The 15,780-nt window shown below is 72.4% G+C and carries 12 protein-coding genes; 5 read left to right on the top strand and 7 right to left on the bottom strand.

The features are described 5' to 3' along the window. Nucleotides 1-37 precede the first annotated feature (37 nt). Nucleotides 38-505: a MarR family transcriptional regulator gene (locus tag B0I33_RS03435; protein WP_106177067.1), complete on the bottom strand. Its 468-nt coding sequence runs from the start codon at nt 503-505 to the stop codon at nt 38-40. Between the two features lie 81 nt (nt 506-586). Here B0I33_RS03435 and B0I33_RS03430 point away from each other — a divergent pair, with 81 nt between their 5' ends. Further along, the gene (locus B0I33_RS03430; RefSeq protein ID WP_106177066.1) at nt 587-1,906 is read left to right on the top strand and encodes an amidase family protein; all 1,320 of its coding nucleotides are present in this window, start codon (nt 587-589) and stop codon (nt 1,904-1,906) included. Nucleotides 1,907-1,935: 29 nt separating this feature from the next. Here the strand turns inward: B0I33_RS03430 and B0I33_RS03425 are convergent, their stop codons facing one another. The 4 genes from B0I33_RS03425 to B0I33_RS03410 form a co-directional block, all read right to left on the bottom strand. Continuing rightward, the gene (locus tag B0I33_RS03425; protein WP_106177065.1) at nt 1,936-2,844 is read right to left on the bottom strand and encodes a coiled-coil domain-containing protein; all 909 of its coding nucleotides are present in this window, start codon (nt 2,842-2,844) and stop codon (nt 1,936-1,938) included. Between the two features lie 61 nt (nt 2,845-2,905). Next, a complete protein-coding gene (locus B0I33_RS03420; protein ID WP_106177064.1) occupies nt 2,906-4,900 on the bottom strand; it encodes an SDR family oxidoreductase in 1,995 nt (664 codons plus the stop codon). 69 nt (nt 4,901-4,969) lie between these two features. Next, nucleotides 4,970-5,752, bottom strand: a complete 783-nt coding sequence (locus tag B0I33_RS03415; RefSeq protein ID WP_106177063.1) for a class F sortase — start codon at nt 5,750-5,752, stop codon at nt 4,970-4,972. After that, entirely contained in the window at nt 5,752-7,161 is a 1,410-nt protein-coding gene (locus tag B0I33_RS03410) for an MSCRAMM family protein (protein ID WP_106177062.1), read from the bottom strand. The genes B0I33_RS03415 and B0I33_RS03410 overlap by 1 nt, the downstream gene beginning before the upstream one ends. 331 nt (nt 7,162-7,492) lie before the next feature. Between B0I33_RS03410 and B0I33_RS03405 the strand changes: the two genes are divergently transcribed. Continuing rightward, nucleotides 7,493-8,311: a Bax inhibitor-1/YccA family protein gene (locus tag B0I33_RS03405; RefSeq protein WP_106177061.1), complete on the top strand. Its 819-nt coding sequence runs from the start codon at nt 7,493-7,495 to the stop codon at nt 8,309-8,311. Between the two features lie 152 nt (nt 8,312-8,463). After that, entirely contained in the window at nt 8,464-9,219 is a 756-nt protein-coding gene (locus B0I33_RS03400; RefSeq protein WP_245900421.1) for an LppU/SCO3897 family protein, read from the top strand. Nucleotides 9,220-9,304: 85 nt separating this feature from the next. Here the strand turns inward: B0I33_RS03400 and B0I33_RS03395 are convergent, their stop codons facing one another. Together B0I33_RS03395 and B0I33_RS03390 are read right to left on the bottom strand one after the other, a co-directional pair. After that, nucleotides 9,305-10,525 carry an acetyl-CoA C-acetyltransferase gene (locus tag B0I33_RS03395; protein WP_106177060.1) on the bottom strand — a complete coding sequence of 407 codons (1,221 nt, stop codon included), beginning with the start codon at nt 10,523-10,525 and terminating at the stop codon, nt 9,305-9,307. 174 nt (nt 10,526-10,699) lie between these two features. Beyond that, nucleotides 10,700-12,523: a bifunctional metallophosphatase/5'-nucleotidase gene (locus B0I33_RS03390; protein ID WP_425440442.1), complete on the bottom strand. Its 1,824-nt coding sequence runs from the start codon at nt 12,521-12,523 to the stop codon at nt 10,700-10,702. A gap of 172 nt (nt 12,524-12,695) precedes the next feature. Here B0I33_RS03390 and B0I33_RS03385 point away from each other — a divergent pair, with 172 nt between their 5' ends. Next, the gene (locus tag B0I33_RS03385) at nt 12,696-14,066 is read left to right on the top strand and encodes a cystathionine beta-synthase (protein WP_106177059.1); all 1,371 of its coding nucleotides are present in this window, start codon (nt 12,696-12,698) and stop codon (nt 14,064-14,066) included. A gap of 143 nt (nt 14,067-14,209) precedes the next feature. Beyond that, on the top strand, nt 14,210-15,736 hold the full coding sequence (locus B0I33_RS03380) for a hypothetical protein (protein WP_106177058.1): 1,527 nt from the start codon (nt 14,210-14,212) through the stop codon (nt 15,734-15,736). Nucleotides 15,737-15,780: the final 44 nt, after the last annotated feature.

Raw genomic sequence — 15,780 nt, 5'->3', positions numbered from 1 at the left:
TACTGCCCAGCCTGCCGCCCGGCCGTTTCCGCTGACGCTACGCCGGTTTCTCTCCGCCGGCACCGGAGGGCGCGACCGCCGCGGCCGAGAACGCCAGCAGGCCACGCAGCAGCGCGTGCTGCCGGTCGTCGTCCATCCGGTCGAGCACCCGCCGCAGATCGCGGTGCCGCTTCTCGCGGATCCGGTGCAGCAGCAGCCTGCCCTCAGCGGTGACACCCACGAACACGGTACGCCGGTCGGCCGGGCCGCCGGTCCGGGTGAGCAGGCCCGCGGCCTGGAGCCGGTCGCACCTGCGGCTGGTGGCCGACGGGCTCGCGCCGAGCCGCCTGCCGAGGGTGCCGAGCGTGATGGGTTCCTCCGCCAGAACGGTGAGCAGGACGTGCAGCTGCCGCGGCGAGATCCGGGGCAGCACGGTCGCCGCGCTCGCGGTGCACAACTCGATCAGTGGCTCACTCAGTCGCGCGAGTGCCGCCGCCGGTGCGCTGTCGCTGTTCGAAATCGTCATCGCGCGGATCCGTCCGGAGCTCACCTGCGTTCGGGCGAACGATATCGGACCCGGCGCCCCCGGCAGCTAGAGTCCGGGGTGATGACACGCACAGCGACGGAGATCGCCGGGGCCGTCCGGCGCGGTGAGATCGACCCGGCCGAGCCCACCGAGGAGGCGCTCACCCGGATCGAGGCGGCGGACGGGATCGTCGGAGCGTTCCGCAGGGTCCGGTCCCGGGAGGCACTGTCCGAGGCGGAACGCCTGCGCGACCGGCCCGACCTCGCGCGGTTGCCACTCGCGGGCGTGCCCGTCGCGGTGAAGGACGTCGTGGAGGTCGAGGGCGAACGGGTCGCATGGGGCTCACGCGGCTCCGATCCGCGGCCCGCCACGGCGGACCACGACGTCGTCCGGCGGTTGCGTGCGGCAGGCGCCGTGATCGTCGGGATCACCCACGTGCCGGAGCTGTGCGTGTGGCCGATGACCGACGTGCCCGGTGTGGTGACCCGCAACCCGAGGCAGCCGTCGTACGTCGCGGGCGGCTCGTCGGGCGGCAGCGCGGCGGCTGTGGCCGCGGGGCTGGTGCCGCTGGCGCACGGCACCGACGGGCTCGGGTCCGTCCGCCTGCCCGCCGCGATGTGCGGGCTGGTGGGGATCAAACCGGGCCGCGGCGTGGTGACCGACCCGGCGGAGCGGCACTGGTACGGGATGTCGGCCCACGGCGCCTTCGGCACGACGGCCGGGGACACCGCGCTGCTGCTCGCGGTGCTCGCCGAACGGCCCGAGCTGGCGGACGTGCGCGAACCGGCCTCGCTGCGGGTCGCGGTGTCGACCCAGGTCCCGCTGACCAGGGCACCGGTGCCCAGGAGGCTCAAGGCAGCCGCCGAACGGGCCGCGGAGCTGCTCGGCGGAGCCGGGCACCGGGTCGGTCCGGCGACGCCGGACTACGGCACCATGCCGCTCGCGCTGCTGGCCCGGTGGGTCGCCGGTCCGGCCGAGCAGGCCGAGGCCGACGGGTTCGACCGGACGAAGCTGCAGCGGCGGACCCGGACGCACCTGCGGCTCGGTGCGGCGGTCCGCAGGCGGGGCCTGGTGCGGGAGAGCACCGCCGAGGAGTGGACACGCCGGGCGGAGAGCTTCTTCGCCACCCACGACGTGCTGGTGACACCCACACTGGCCACCCGCCCGCCGAAGGCCCGCAGCTGGCACGAGTCGCCGTGGGCGGCCAACGCGGCCCCGTCGGTCAGCCTTGCCGGATTCGCCGGAATGTGGAACCTCGCCGGATTCCCGGCGATCTCCGTGCCGTTCGGACGCTTCCCGGACGGCCTGCCGATCGGCGTGCAGCTCGTCGCCCCGCCGGGGGGCGAGCCGACGCTGCTCGGGCTGGCCGCCACCCTGGAGCGGCTCACCGCCGGTGAGTGAGGAACGTCGTTCGCACCACGTTCCTCAACTCATGACGCCGGGACGTCCGCCAGCTCCGCGTCCTCGTCCTCGACCGGCACGAGTGCGGACTCGCCCTGCTTGAGCACCGCGTCGGCCTCCTTGAGCCGCGCCCTGGCCTCCTCGCGGATGCGGGTCAGGCGCTGGACGGTCTCGTTGGCCTCGGTGGTGCGCCGCTCGGCGTCCGCGCGGGCCTCCTCGATGATCCGGCGCGCCGTGGCGTTGGCCTCGTCGACGAGCCGCTTCGCCTCGGTGGTGGCCTCCGCGATGCGCCGTTCCGCCTGGTTCTTGCTCGCCGTCTTCTGGTCGGCGATGTACTTGTCCAGCGCGTTGCGCTCGGCGGTCATCCTGGCTTCGAACTCGCGCTCGATCTGCCGCCTGCGGTGCTCCGCCTCCGCGTCGAGCCGCTCCCGCCTGCGCACGGCGTCGGTGGTCATCTTCTCCACCTCGGCCTTGGTCGCCGCCAGCGCGTCCTCGTGCTCGCGCTGCAGCGCGTCGGCGTGGCCGTCCAGCGTCTCGAGCAGCTTCATGTACCGCTCGTGCAGCTTGTCGGACACCGTGCTGCTCTCCGCCCAGTGCTTCTCGGCGGCCTCCTGCGCCCTGGCGACGATCTCCTCGGCCCTGGCGTTGGCGAGCTGGACGGTGCGCTGCATCCGCTCGTCGAGGTCCTCGATGCGCTCGGGCGGCTTCTTCAGCTCCTCGACGCGGTTGTTCAGCCGCCCGATCTCCCGCCTGGCGTTCTCCAGTTCCCGCGCGAGCGTGTTCGCGTGTGCCGTCGCGGAGTCCCGATCGGACATGAGCCGCCGCAGCTGGGCCTCGACGTGATCCAGGTACTGCAGCACCTGGTTGCGGTCGAACCCGTGCCAGGCCTGGCTGAACTCCGTGCGCAGCGGCAGCAGTGCGTCGTCTCCCGAAGCCATGCTCCGACCGTACCCGCGCACCGTCCGTCATCGCCGCCAGGTCACCCGGTTCCGGCGGTTCTCACCAGTGGAAGCCCCTGGTCAGTTTCACCAGCGCGGCCGCGGCCTTTGACAGGTGCCGGTCGCCCTTGCCGATCCGCAGCTCGCCGGTGCCACCCGCCGCCGTGGAGTCGGGGAAGACCCGGTAGCCCTGGTACGCGATCGCGTCGACGAGGTCGGGCGCCAGCGCGTACGCGGCCTGGATGAGATAGCCCTCGGGGGTCCCGATGTGCTTCGGCTTCTTCTTCAGCGCGCGCACCACCATGTCCGCCGCCTGTTCGGGCGACTTCGTCGGGAACGCGTCGTAGATCTTGGTCGGGCGGATCATGGGGGTCCGGACCAGTGGCATGTGGATGGTGGTGAACGAGATGCCGTGGCCGTGGGTCTCCGTCGCCACGATCTTGCTGAAGTAGTCCAGCGCGGCCTTCGACGCGACGTACGCGGAGAACCGGGGCGCGATGCCCTGCACGCCGATCGACGAGACGTTGACGATGTGCCCGTACTTGCGCTCGATCATGTGCGGCAACAGCGCGAGGATCAGCCGCACCGCGCCGAAGTAGTTGATGGCCATCGCCCGCTCGAAGTCGTGGAAGCGGTCGTAGGACAGCGTGACCGAGCGGCGGATCGACCGGCCCGCGTTGTTCACGAGCATGTCGACGCGGCCGTGGTCGGCGAGCATCGCGTCGACGACCTTGCGCACCGACTCCTCGTCGGTGAGGTCGGCCGGGTAGACCGAGGCCTGCCCGCCCGCGGCGACGATCTCGTCGCGCACCTCCTCCAGCTCGTGCCTGCGCCGGGCGACCAGCAGCGGCACCGCACCCTCGGCGGCCACCCGCAGCGCGGTGGCCCTGCCGATGCCCGACGAGGCGCCGGTGATCACCACCCGGCGGCCGTCCAGCTCGCCCCTCGGCCCGGGCTCGCGGGCCCGGAACGGATCGAGGTGCTCGCGCCAGTACCGCCACAGCACGGGGGCGTAGCGCTCCAGCGGCGGGACGTCCACCCCGGACCCGGCCAGCTCCCGCCGGGTGTCCGCGGACGCGAAGACCGCGGGGAAGGTCAGCGTCTCCAGCAGCACGGGTGGGATGCCGAGCCGTTCGAGCACCGCGTCCCTGGCGATGGTCACGCCGGGCAGGTGCTCGCTCAGCCGCGCGAGGCGCACGAGGTTCTTCGAGATGCCCTCGCCGAACTCGAGGTCGACGGTCGGTGCCCCGGCGGCCTTCGCGAAGGCGTTGTAGACGGCGGCCACCGGCTGCGGCTCCGGGTTGACCAGGTGGAACGCGCGGCCGTCGAGACCGTCCTTGGTGACGAGCTCCAGCAGCGCCTTCGCCACGTAGTCCACCGGGACGATGTTGGTGTCCCCGATGTCCGGTCCGGCGAGCGGCACGTTCGGCACACCGGTGAGCCTGCTGATGGCGTTGAACAGGTAGTAGGGCCCGTCGATCTTGTCCATCTCGCCGGTCTCGGAGTGTCCGACGACGACGGCGGGCCGGTACACCCGCCACGGCACGTCCTGCTGTTCCCGCACCAGCCGCTCGGCCTCGAACTTGGTGCGGTGGTACGGGGTCACCAGCCGCTGGCCCGCGTCGAACATGTCCTCGGTGAACACGCCCGCGTAGTCACCGGCCACCGCGACCGAGGACACGTGGTGCAGGCACCGCGCACCGAGCTGGGCGGCGAGCTCGATGACGTGCCGGGTCCCCTCGACGTTCGCCCGGAAGCTGGCCTCGTCGTCGGCGGTCAGGTCGTACAGCGCGGCGAGGTGCACGACGTGCTCGGCGTGCCCGCGCAGGCCGTCGCGGGTGGTCGTGTCGAGGCCCGCGTGCTCCTCGGCCAGGTCGCCGGACACCAGCGTGACCTTCTCCGGATGCGGCCAGTCCTGCACCAGCGTGGCGAGCCGGTCGCGGGACCGCTCGCGGACGAGCAGGGTGACGCGCTCCGTGTCCTCGCGGGCGAGCAACAGCCGGGTGAAGTGGCGTCCGATCAGTCCGGTCGCGCCGGTCACGAGGTAGCTGGGCATGGGGATGATTCTGCCTTGCCTCGTGAGTGAGAAACATGGTTAGAACCACGTTTCTCACTCACGAGCGGGTCACATCGGCTCCGCGATGACCACCCGGTTCTCCGCGTATCCCGTGGTGCCGCCGAGCCAGCGGCCACCGCACGTCACCAGCACGATCCGGTGCGGTCCCGCCTGGCCGAACAGCTCGTCGGCGCGGGCAGGCAGCTCGTTCTTGCCGAGCGTGACGATGCGGGACACGGCGTAGTGCCACGCCCTGCCCGCGTCGTCCCGCACCGTCACCCGTTCGCCGATCTCGATCCGCCACAGTTCCGCGAACGGCCCGGTCCGCCCGTTCCAGTCGACGTGCCCGGCGAACACGCTGGCTCCGCTCGGCGCACCGAGTCCCGCGCCCCACCAGGTCGCCTCCCCGAGGTTCTCCGGCACCGGCAGCACGGCGTCCGCACCGACCTCCTCGCGCACGAGTCCGGCGGTGCCCCCGCCGGGCAGCCGGATGGTGCCGGGCCGCTGCCCCGCGGGCGCGGTGTCCCCGGTGTCCCCGGTGTCCCTGTCGTTTCCGGTGTCCCCGGTGTCGCGGGTCGGGTCCGGGGCGCGGGACGGCTCCGGCGCGGCCTTTCCCGGGGCGTCGGCGGGGCGATCGGCCGGTGGCCGGGTGGCCGTGGGTGAGGCGGAGGGAGCGGCCGGTGCCGGACCGGAGTCCGCGGCGGCGGGCGCGGGTGCGGCACTGCCCGCGACCGCGACCGTGGGCGGCAGCAGCAGGATCCCGGCCACCACCGCCTCGACGGCGAGCAGCCCGCCCGCGCCCAGCAGATAGGCCCGCACGTCACCGCGCGGGCCGCGGCCCGTCTTCGTCATCACCGCCGTCCGAGCCGCCTGCGCGCGGTCCAGCCGACCAGCAGCGACACCGTCAGCGCGAGCACGCCCATACCGGCCAGCGCGCCGACCGGCGCGGTCCACGTCGTGGCTCCCTTGGCGACCGCCGTCTGCTCGCCCGCGGGGATGGTCCTCGGCACGGCGTTCGGCGCGTTCGCCAGTTCCAGCGCGAGGGTCTCGCCGGGTTCGAGGTCGCCGCACACCGACGGCGGGTCGCGGGGATCGAAGCCGTCGTCGTAGCCGCTCGGCGGGCTGACCTCGACGAGGCAGACCCGTTGCGGGGTGGCCAGGTCCTCGACCAGCACCGTGCCGTCGGCTCCCTCGGTGGTGACGACCACCGGCTTGCCGTCCGCACCGACGAGCGGCTCCCCGTCCTGACCGGTGGCGGGCGACTCCCCGTCCTCCGCCGTCAGCCGCAGCGGAACGCCCGCGATACCGGCACCGGTCTTCGCGTCCACTTTCGCCACTCGCACGGCGCCCGGTGGGGTGCGCGCGGGGACACTGCCCTCGGCGGTCAGCTCGGTCTCGCCGCCGGTCGACACCACCCGCTGGGTGCCGGTCTCCACCGGGTAACGGACGTACGGCCGCTCGGCGGGCGCCGCCAGCGTGCCGGTGACCGCTGGCCGTTCACCGGTCGGGACGACCCGCAGCGTCGCCGTCCCGTCCTCACCTGTGGTGACGGTCTCGGGCTGGTCCCCGGCGAGCTCAGCGTCGCTGAGGGACATCGTGACGGGCACGCCGGGGACTCCGTCGCCCTTCGCGTTGCGCACGGTGAAGGTCCAGTCGGCGGCGGTGCCGATCGTCTGCTCCGCCTCGGGCGGGGTGACCTCCGCCGTCCACGGGCCGCGGTTGGCCGCGGCCTCGGCCCGCAGCCGCTGCACCGCCTCGCGGGCGCCCGCGGGCAGCTTCTCGAGGTGGCCCCGCACGTCGTAGCCGATCTCGGTGTACGGCTTCGCGGGGTCGAGGTCGGCGGGGGTGCGGGGAGCCGCCGTCCACGAGTGCAGCAGGTGGGCGAGTGCGGCGGCCTCGTCCGGGTTTTTCGTGCCGCCGTAGCGCAACAGCAGGTAGGAGATGTCGGCGGCGACGTCGGCGGGCAGCTTGCCACCCCACTTGGTCAGCAGCTCGTCGCCCGGTTCGTACCGCTCGTCGGTATCCGGCGCCTTGAGCGCGAAGGAGACGCAGAAGACGTGCTCGCCGCGCACGACGTAGGTGCCCAGCCAGTCGTAGGCCCGCGAGCGGTTGCCCCAGGACTGTCCCGGCTCGGTCCGGTGACCGATGCCCTCCCGTTCCTCGGCGCCCGCCGCCGGGGCGAGCGCGACCAGCGACAGCGCGCCGAGCAGGCCCACCGTCAGCAGGCGCACCGCCATGACCAGCCGTGTCGTCCACCCCATTGGTGCTGTCCCCTTCTGTGGATCATCCGCGCAGCCCGGGCTGCACTCGATCGATGAGATCCCCGACACGCGTTCGGTCACGACGCGGACACGCGAGGTGAGAATGTCTCGAAAGGAGTGATCAGGGCAATAGGCCACCGGGTGGATCCGGCCCCTACCCGCTGTGAGCAGCGACGGTGTCCCGCCCCGGGTGGACGTCGCCGTACCATCGGTGCGGCGGCCGTGCGCTCACGTGGATCAATGTGAGTAAAGTTGCCTTTACCGACGGGAACCGGCCGGCACGGGCGGTCGTTGTACCCACAGCAAGTGCCAGGAGATCCAGGAGGATCAGGTGCGAACCTCTAGCAACCCCGCGTTCCGCAATCTGCCGCGGACGGCCGTGGCCGGCGGCGGCTACGCAGGCTTCAACCAGCCGCAGGGCGGTGTACCCGGCTACGGTCCGCCGCAGGCCCCCGCTGGTGCTGCCGACCGGCCGATGACCGTGGACGACGTCGTCGTCAAGACCGGCGCGAGCCTGGGCGTCACCCTGCTCGTCGGCATCGTCACCGCGATCTGGGCTCAGGGGCAGGTCGCCGCCGACAGCATGGGCGCGGTCATGGGCGCCATGATCGGCGGCATGCTGGTCGGCCTCGTGCTGGCCCTGATCATCGCCTTCAAGCAGCTCGCGAGCGCTCCGATGACGCTGGCCTACGCGGCGGCGGAGGGCGTGTTCCTCGGCGCGATCACCGGCGTCTTCGAGATGCTGTACCCGGGTATCGCCCTGCAGGCGATCCTCGGCACCGCGGGCGTGTTCGTCGTGATGCTGGTCGTGTACAAGACCGGCGCGGTGAAGGTGACGCCGAAGTTCCGGAAGTGGATGATCGGCGCGCTGGGCGGCGTGCTCGTGCTGATGCTCGCCAACCTGGTGCTGAGCCTGTTCGGCGTCAACATGGGCCTGCGGGACGGTGGCACGCTCGCGATCATCTTCAGCCTCGTCGTGATCGGCGTCGCCGCGTTCAGCTTCCTGCTGGACTTCGACATGGCCGACCAGGCGATCCGGGCGGGCGTGCCCGCGAAGTTCGCGTGGTACGTCGCGTTCGGCCTGATGGTCACCCTGGTGTGGCTGTACCTGGAGATCCTGCGTCTGCTGTCGTACTTCCAGAGCGAGTAGCGGCTCCTACCTCCGGCGAAGGGCGCCCGGCTGGCCGGCCGGGCGCCCTTCGCTGTTCGCGATCACCCGAAGGGGCGCTGTCCGGCGGGCCGTGCGCACCGTGTTAGATGGCGGCTGTCGTCCGGAGGTCCGCAAAGCGAGAGAGGTTCCCGGTGTCGCTTCCGCCCCCGCCCGGTCCTGGCCAGCAGCCACCGTACGGGCCGCCGCCGGGGCAGCAACCCTACGGGGCGCCGCCACCGGGGCCACCGGGGCCACCGGGGCCACAGCCTTACGGGCCGCCGCCGGGGCAGCCGCCGCAGCCGGGGCAGGTTCCCCCGGGCGCCGTACCGCCCTACGGCGGGCCACCGCTGGACTTCGGCCCGCCGCCCGGCGGGCACCCGCCACGCCGGAAGCGCCGGCTCTGGCTCAAGATCGGACTGCCGGTCGTGCTGCTGCTCGTGGTCGGCTTCGCCGCCCTCGTCGGCGTGCAGCTGTACCGGACCTCGGCGTTCAGCGCCGACGTCGGCGACTGCCTGCACGTGCCGGAGTTCTCCCAGAACCCGGACGAGCAACCGAGCAAGGTGGACTGCGCCGAGGACGACGCCACGGTCAAGGTGGCGGTCAAGGTGGACGGTGCGAACGGGATCTGCCCCGAGGGCGACTACGACGAGATCACGCTGTCCGGCGGGGACACGCTGTGCCTCATGATCAACGCCAGGCAGGGCGACTGTTTCGCCGACGTCACGTCCAGCACCGCGGGGTACAAGCGGGTGGCGTGCACCGACCCCGCCGCGGAGATCGAGTTCCTGAAGATCTCCGCGAGCGCCGACAGCCCCGAGGAGGTCTGCTCGGGCACCGAGGCCACGTTCCCGGTCGTCTACTCGCAGCCGCCGACGGTCATGTGCGCGCGGGAGGCGAACGTCGCCTGACCGGCGCTCGGGGGAGCGAGGGAGCTTTACTACCGCCAGACGGTAGTAAAGGCTCCCTCGCTCCCCTCCGGCCACGCGGGGCGGGTCAGCTGAGGCGCTCGAGCACCATTGCCATGCCCTGCCCGCCACCGACGCACATGGTCTCCAGACCGAACTGCTTGTCGTGGTGCTGCAGGGAGTTGATCAGCGTCGAGGTGATCCGCGCGCCGGTCATGCCGAACGGGTGGCCGACCGCGATCGCACCGCCGTTGACGTTGAGCCGCTCGATGTCGATGCCCAGGTCGCGGTACGACGGGATGACCTGCGCCGCGAACGCCTCGTTGATCTCGACCAGGTCGATGTCCCCGATGGACATCCCGGCCCGCTCCAGCGCGCGCTTCGACGCCTCGACGGGGCCGTAACCCATGATCTCCGGCGAGAGGCCGGACACGCCCGTGGACACGACCCGCGCCAGCGGCGTGATCCCCAGCTCCTTCGCCTTCGTGTCGCTCATGATCACCAGGGCGGCCGCGCCGTCGTTGAGCGGGCACGCGTTCGCCGCCGTCACCCTGCCGTCGGGGCGGAACACCGGCTTGAGCGCGGACACGCCCTCCATCGTCACGCCCGGCCGGGGACCGTCGTCCTTGGCGACCGTGGTGCCGTCGGGCAGGGTCACCGGCGTGATGTCCTTGGCCCAGAACCCGTTGGCGATGGCCTTCTCGGCGAGGTTCTGCGAGCGCACGCCGAACTCGTCCATCTCCTCGCGGGAGATGCCCTTCAGCCGGGCGAGGTTCTCCGCGGTCTGGCCCATCGCGATGTAGACGTCCGGCAGCTGGCCGTTCTCGCGCGGGTCGGTCCAGGTGTCGCCGCCCTGCTCGGCGCGTTCGGCGGTCCGCCGCTCGGCCTCGGCGAACAGCGGGTTGTGGGTGTCCGGCCACGAGTCGGAGCTGCCCTTGGTGAACCGGGAGACGGTCTCCACGCCCGCCGAGACGAACACGTCACCCTCGCCTGCCTTGATCGCGTGCAGGGCCATGCGGGTGGTCTGCAGGCTCGACGAGCAGTAGCGGGTGATCGTGCACCCGGGCAGGTGGTCGTAGCCGAGCTGGACGGCGACCACGCGGCCCATGTTGAATCCGGACTCACCGCCCGGCAGGCCGCAGCCGAGCATGAGATCGTCGATGTCCCGGGGATCGAGCTGCGGGACCTTGTCGAGCGCGGCCCGGACCATCTGCGTCGCCAGGTCGTCGGGGCGCATGTCCACCAGCGATCCCTTGCCCGCCCGTCCGATGGGCGACCGGGCGGCGGACACGATGACTGCTTCGGGCATGGCGGACACTCCTTCGGGTCACTAAGCGGTTGCTTATGTGCCATCGTAGCCGCCGTTCCCCAAGGCCACCTTGGTTGTGGTTGATGGTCACAGTGCCGCGGAGCGTCTCCGTTGGGGTGGCGGTGGGAGACGGGTGGGCACAACCAAGGTGGCCTTGGGGGCTGACCACGCTGCCTACAGTGCCGTGATCCGGCCGGTTCCGCCTTCCGGGTAGCGGTCGGCGGGCACCGTGCCGGAAAGGCCTTCCACCAGGTACCGCTGCAGCGCCTGCTGGTAGGTGGTGCCGACCGAGGTGAACGGCAGGTCGCCGAACGGGTAGCCGTCGCCACCGCGCGCCGAGAAGTCGTTCGTCGCCACCGAGACCGGCGGGCCCGCGACGACCTCGCCGTCGGCCACGAGCACGGTGCCGTCGTCGAGCACCACGTCGCGCACCCGTTCGCCGGGCGTCACGATCGTGCTGGTGCCCTCCGCGACGACCTGCGCCGTGCGGCTGGTGTCGTAGGTGAACCGCAGGCCCGACACCTGCATGAACGCGCCCGCCGCGCTCGGGGCCGCCGCGACACCGCGTTCCAGCAGCTGCCGCAGCACGTCCCTCGGCACCTCGGGCACCACGGCCACGAAGTTGGCGAACGGCGCGATCTCGTAGGTGTTCAGCGCGGTGATGTCACCGGCGGGAAGCAGCGAGTCGTTGCGGATGCCGCCGCCGTTCTGGATGCCCACCCGCGGCGGGGTCACGCCGTACTCGGCGGCCTGCCGCTGCCCGGCCCAGCGGAGGCTGTCCGCGACCAGGCTGCCGAGGTTGGTCTCCCTGCTGCGGACGTCGGCCCGGACGCCGTTGAGCGGAACCTCGCTGGTCGCCACCACCGTCTCGGCCAGCCCCGCCAGGTGCTCGGCGACCGGCTTCTCCACCTCGGCCCGCACCGTGGGGTCCCCGGTGACCGCGTCCGGCCCCACGCCGGACACCCGCACCGGACCGGTCCGCGCCTCGTCGATGCTCACCACCTCGCCGCGCCGGTCGAAGTTCAGCACCAGCCTGCCGATGTACTTGTAGTCCCCGGTCGTGGTGACCACGGGCACGCGGTCACCGTCGGAGTCCTCGGCCCACAGCGGGAACCCCCGCTCGGCGGTGTCGCCGGGAATCAGCCGGTCGCCGGGGTCGGCGAGGATCTCGCCGCCGCCCGCGCCGACCACCGCGTCCACACCGGACAGGTGCGGCACGAGCGCCAGTTCGTTGTCGATGTCCTGCAGGTGGCTGACGAGCACCACCTTGTCGATGCCGCGCCGCGCGAAGTCGCGGGCGAGCCCGTTGCTGATCGCCGCCAGCTCACCGCTGACCGCCACACCGCGCGGGCTGGAGATGGCGGGGAGCTCCGGCGTGGTCAGCCCGATGACGCCGATCCGCTGCCCGGTCGCGCGGAGCACCTTGCCGGTGACGATCGTGCCGTCCCTGGTGTACGCGTCGAGGACGGGCTCACCCGAGAAGTCGAGGTTCGAGCTGACGAACGGCAGCGAGCCGCCGAAGCTCTCGATGAAGTCGGCGAAGGTGTCGGGACCGAAGTCGAACTCGTGATTGCCGACCGCGCTGACGTCGTAGCCGATCTCCCGCACCGCGAGGGCGTCGTAGAACGGGACACCCCGGTCGAGGCTGGCGGAGAACTCGGGCCCGGCGAGGAAGTTGTCCCCGCCGGAGACGGTGATCTCGCCGCGCCACGCCGCCTGGCCGCGGCGCGGTTTGCCGGTGGTCGCCTCCGCGCGGAGGTCGTCCATCAGCGTCTTGACGCGGGAGGGACTGCCGTACGGGTTGGCCCCGCCGTCGAGGATCGGGCCCTCGTCGCCGCCGCTGCCGGGCACACCGAGCAGGGCCGACTCCATGTCGTTGGTGAACAGGACGCTCAGCGTGAAGAAGGGGCGGTCGCCCCCGCGTCCGGCCGAGGCGGGAACGCCGCTCGTGGTGGCGACCAGCGCGCACGTGAGCCCGGCGACGACCGCGGTGCGCAGCCGGTTTCTGGGGAGGGATCTCAAGCGGACTCCTCTGGTGATCCGGAGAGCCGACAGATGGTCCCGGGAGCTAAGCACAGCGGGGAGGGGCCGACAATCCTCCAGGAGTCCCACCCGCCGGGTATTGCCGGTGTCGCCGCCGTCCCGTCGCCGAGTGTTTACGCTGGGCGTCGTGGACTACGCCGAACATGTCATCGACCTCGTGGGCAACACCCCGCTGGTCAAGCTGAACGCCCTGACCGAGGGCCTGGAACCGCTCGTGCTCGCGAAGGTCGAGTACTTCAACCCCGGCGGCAGCGTGAAGGACCGCATCGCGCTGCGGATGGTGGAGGCCGCCGAGGCCTCGGGCGCGCTCAGGCCGGGCGGCACGATCGTCGAGCCGACGTCCGGCAACACCGGTGTCGGGCTGGCGATGGTGGCGCAGCGCAAGGGCTACCGCTGCGTCTTCGTCTGCCCGGACAAGGTGAGCGAGGACAAGCGCAACGTGCTCAAGGCGTACGGCGCGGAGGTCGTGGTGTGCCCGACGGCCGTGCCGCCGGACCACCCCGAGTCGTACTACCGGGTGTCCGACCGGCTCGTCGAGGAGATCGAGGACGCCTGGAAGCCCAACCAGTACGCGAACCAGGAGAACCCGGCCAGCCACTACCACTCGACCGGCCCGGAGCTGTGGCGGCAGACCGAGGGCCGGATCACCCACTTCGTCGCGGGCGTCGGCACGGGCGGGACGATCTCCGGCACCGGCCGCTACCTCAAGGACGTCTCCGAGGGGCGGGTGCGGATCGTCGGCGCCGACCCGGAGGGCTCGGTGTACTCGGGCGGCACCGGCAGGCCGTATCTCGTCGAGGGCGTCGGTGAGGACTTCTGGCCGGATACCTACGACCGCGAGGTGGCCGACGAGATCATCCCGATCTCCGACGCCGACTCGTTCACCCTGACCCGCAGGCTCGCCATGGAGGAAGGGCTGCTCGTCGGGGGCTCCTGCGGCATGGCGGTGGGCGCCGCGCTGGAACTGGCCCAACGCTGCGGGCCCGAGGACGTGATCGTGGTGCTGCTGCCCGACGGCGGGCGCGGCTATCTCGGCAAGGTGTTCAACGACAACTGGATGTCGTCCTACGGCTTTCTCTCGCCGGACTCGAGCGGCGCCACGGTCGGCGACGTGTTGCGGCGCAAGGACGGTTCGCTGCCCGAGCTGGTGCACACGCATCCGACCGAGACCGTCGCCGAGGCGGTGGCCATCCTGCGCGAGTTCGGGGTGAGCCAGATGCCCGTGGTCAGCGCCGAGCCGCCGGTGATGGCGGCGGAGGTCGTGGGCGCGGTCAACGAGCGGGACCTGCTGGACGCGCTGTTCACGGGAAGGGCGCAGCTGGCCGACCGGCTCGACCGGCACATGTCGCCGCCGCTGCCGACGATCGGGGCCGGGGAGGCCGTCGGATCCGCGATGAAGGCACTGACCTCGGCGGACGGCGCCCTGGTGCTGATCGGGGGCAAGCCGGCGGGCGTGGTGACCCGGCAGGACCTCCTCGCCTTCGTCTCGGGACACTGAGGCACCGACACACGAGGGAATCGGGGAGAGCTCCGTACATCGCGATCGCGGGCCGGGGCGTTACGAGCGTTCACCCTGCTCATCCGCTAGCGTGTGCGCGAGCCGTTTGATTCAGGTCCTCGTCAAGGGGGTTCAAGACCCACATGAGTGCTCCACAGCCACCGAACCAGCCCTGGGGTGGTGAGCAGCCGCCGCAGGGCTCGCCGGGTGGCCCACAGCCCGAGCAGCAGGACAGCGCGTTCGACTCGCCGGAGCCGACGCAGGTCGTGCAGCCGCAGCAGTCGCAGCAGGGGGAACAGCAGTTCGGCGACAGCCCGGAGCCCACGCAGGTGGTGCAGCCGGGTGCCGGGCAGGGCACGAGCGGCCAGGGCGAGGGCGGTCCCGGCGCCGAGTCCACCCAGCTGGTGCCGCCGGGTTCGCAGCCCGCGTCCGGTATTCCGTACGCCCCGCCGCCGAGCGCCGCGGACAACCCCGCGGCGGTGAACCCCCAGGGCGGCTTCGGGCAGCCGGGCGGGTTCGACCCGCAGCAGGGTGGCTTCGGCCAGCAGCAGGGCGGTTTCGGCCAGCCGGGCTTCGGTGGGCCCCCACCGGGTCAGCCGGGCCAGCCGGGTCAGCCGGGCCAGCCCGGCGCCTTCGGGGGCCAGCCAGGCGGCTTCGACCCGCAGCAGCAGGGTGGCTTCGGCCAGCCCGGTTTCGGTGCACCGCCGCAGCAGCCCGGGTTCGGGCCGGGGCCCTACGGCGCTCCGCCGCCCGGGTTCCCGCCGCAGCAGGGGCCATCGGGCGGGGGCGGCAACCCGCTGTTCGGCTGGATCGCCGCCGGTGTGGTGAGCGTGCTCGGCCTGGTGGCGGTGATCTTCTCGCTCATCGACGTCACCGACGTCACCGGGGACATCACCGGCGGCGCGGGGGTCTCCGAGGAGCAGATCGAGCAGGCCTTCGAGCAGCTCGGCTTCGCCTCGATCGGCACGCTGCGCTTCTACTTCATCATGGTGCTGGTCGGCTCCCTGCTGGCGCTCGCGGGCGGGGTGTTCATCGCGCTGGCGGGCAAGCTCGGGCCGGTGTTCAAGAAGATCGCGCCGATCGTCATCGCCGCGGGCGGTGTGCTGATGGCGCTGTTCGCGGTGCTCATCATGGCGGGCACCACGGTGTCCGACGAGGCCAGGAACCGGTTCGGCGACGCGGTCGACGACCTGGGCGGCCCCGGCACCGTGTGGCTCTACCTCGTCTTCGGGATCATCTTCGTCGCGGTCGGCGTGCTCGGCCTCATCCCGGCCACCGCGCACTACGTGGGTCTCGGCGGCGGCCAGGGCGGTCCCGGCGGACCGGGCGGCTTCACCGGCCCGCCGAGCGGGGGTTTCCCGCCGCCGCAGCCCGGCTTCGGCCAGCCGGGCCAGCCGGGCGGTTACGGCCAGCCCGGTGGGTTCGGCCAGCCGGGGCAACCGGGTCAGCCCGGCCAGCCGGGCGGTCCGAACCCGTCCAGCGGCGGTTTCCCGCAGCCCGGGCAGCCGGGTGGGTACGGCGCTCCGCCCCCCGGCCAGCCGGGCGGGTTCGGGCAGCCGGGCCAGCCGCCGCAGCAGCCCGGCGGCTACGGCCCGCCGAGCCATCCGGGTGGGTTCGGCCAGCCGGGCCAGCCGCCGCAGCAGCCCGGCCAGCCGCCGCAGCAGTGGTGACGACCTGAGTCGCGGGATGGCCCCCGGCACGCGCCGGGGGCCAT

The sequence above is a fragment of the Prauserella shujinwangii genome, assembly GCF_003001955.1.
Lineage (GTDB): Bacteria > Actinomycetota > Actinomycetes > Mycobacteriales > Pseudonocardiaceae > Qaidamihabitans > Qaidamihabitans shujinwangii.
Note: the sequence above shows the minus strand (reverse complement) of the source record. Positions and strands in the feature narration are given on the sequence as shown.

Bases quoted from the DNA above. Each gene is read 5' to 3' on its own strand.
- B0I33_RS03430 (WP_106177066.1), top strand. From the start codon at position 587: ATGACACGCACAGCGACGGAGATCGCCGGGGCCGTCCGGCGCGGTGAG.
- B0I33_RS03380 (WP_106177058.1), top strand. From the start codon at position 14,210: ATGAGTGCTCCACAGCCACCGAACCAGCCCTGGGGTGGTGAGCAGCCG.
- B0I33_RS03435 (WP_106177067.1), bottom strand. From the start codon at position 505: ATGACGATTTCGAACAGCGACAGCGCACCGGCGGCGGCACTCGCGCGA.
- B0I33_RS03420 (WP_106177064.1), bottom strand. From the start codon at position 4,900: ATGCCCAGCTACCTCGTGACCGGCGCGACCGGACTGATCGGACGCCAC.
- B0I33_RS03395 (WP_106177060.1), bottom strand. From the start codon at position 10,525: ATGCCCGAAGCAGTCATCGTGTCCGCCGCCCGGTCGCCCATCGGACGG.
- B0I33_RS03415 (WP_106177063.1), bottom strand. From the start codon at position 5,752: ATGACGAAGACGGGCCGCGGCCCGCGCGGTGACGTGCGGGCCTATCTG.
- B0I33_RS03425 (WP_106177065.1), bottom strand. From the start codon at position 2,844: ATGGCTTCGGGAGACGACGCACTGCTGCCGCTGCGCACGGAGTTCAGC.
- B0I33_RS03410 (WP_106177062.1), bottom strand. From the start codon at position 7,161: ATGGGGTGGACGACACGGCTGGTCATGGCGGTGCGCCTGCTGACGGTG.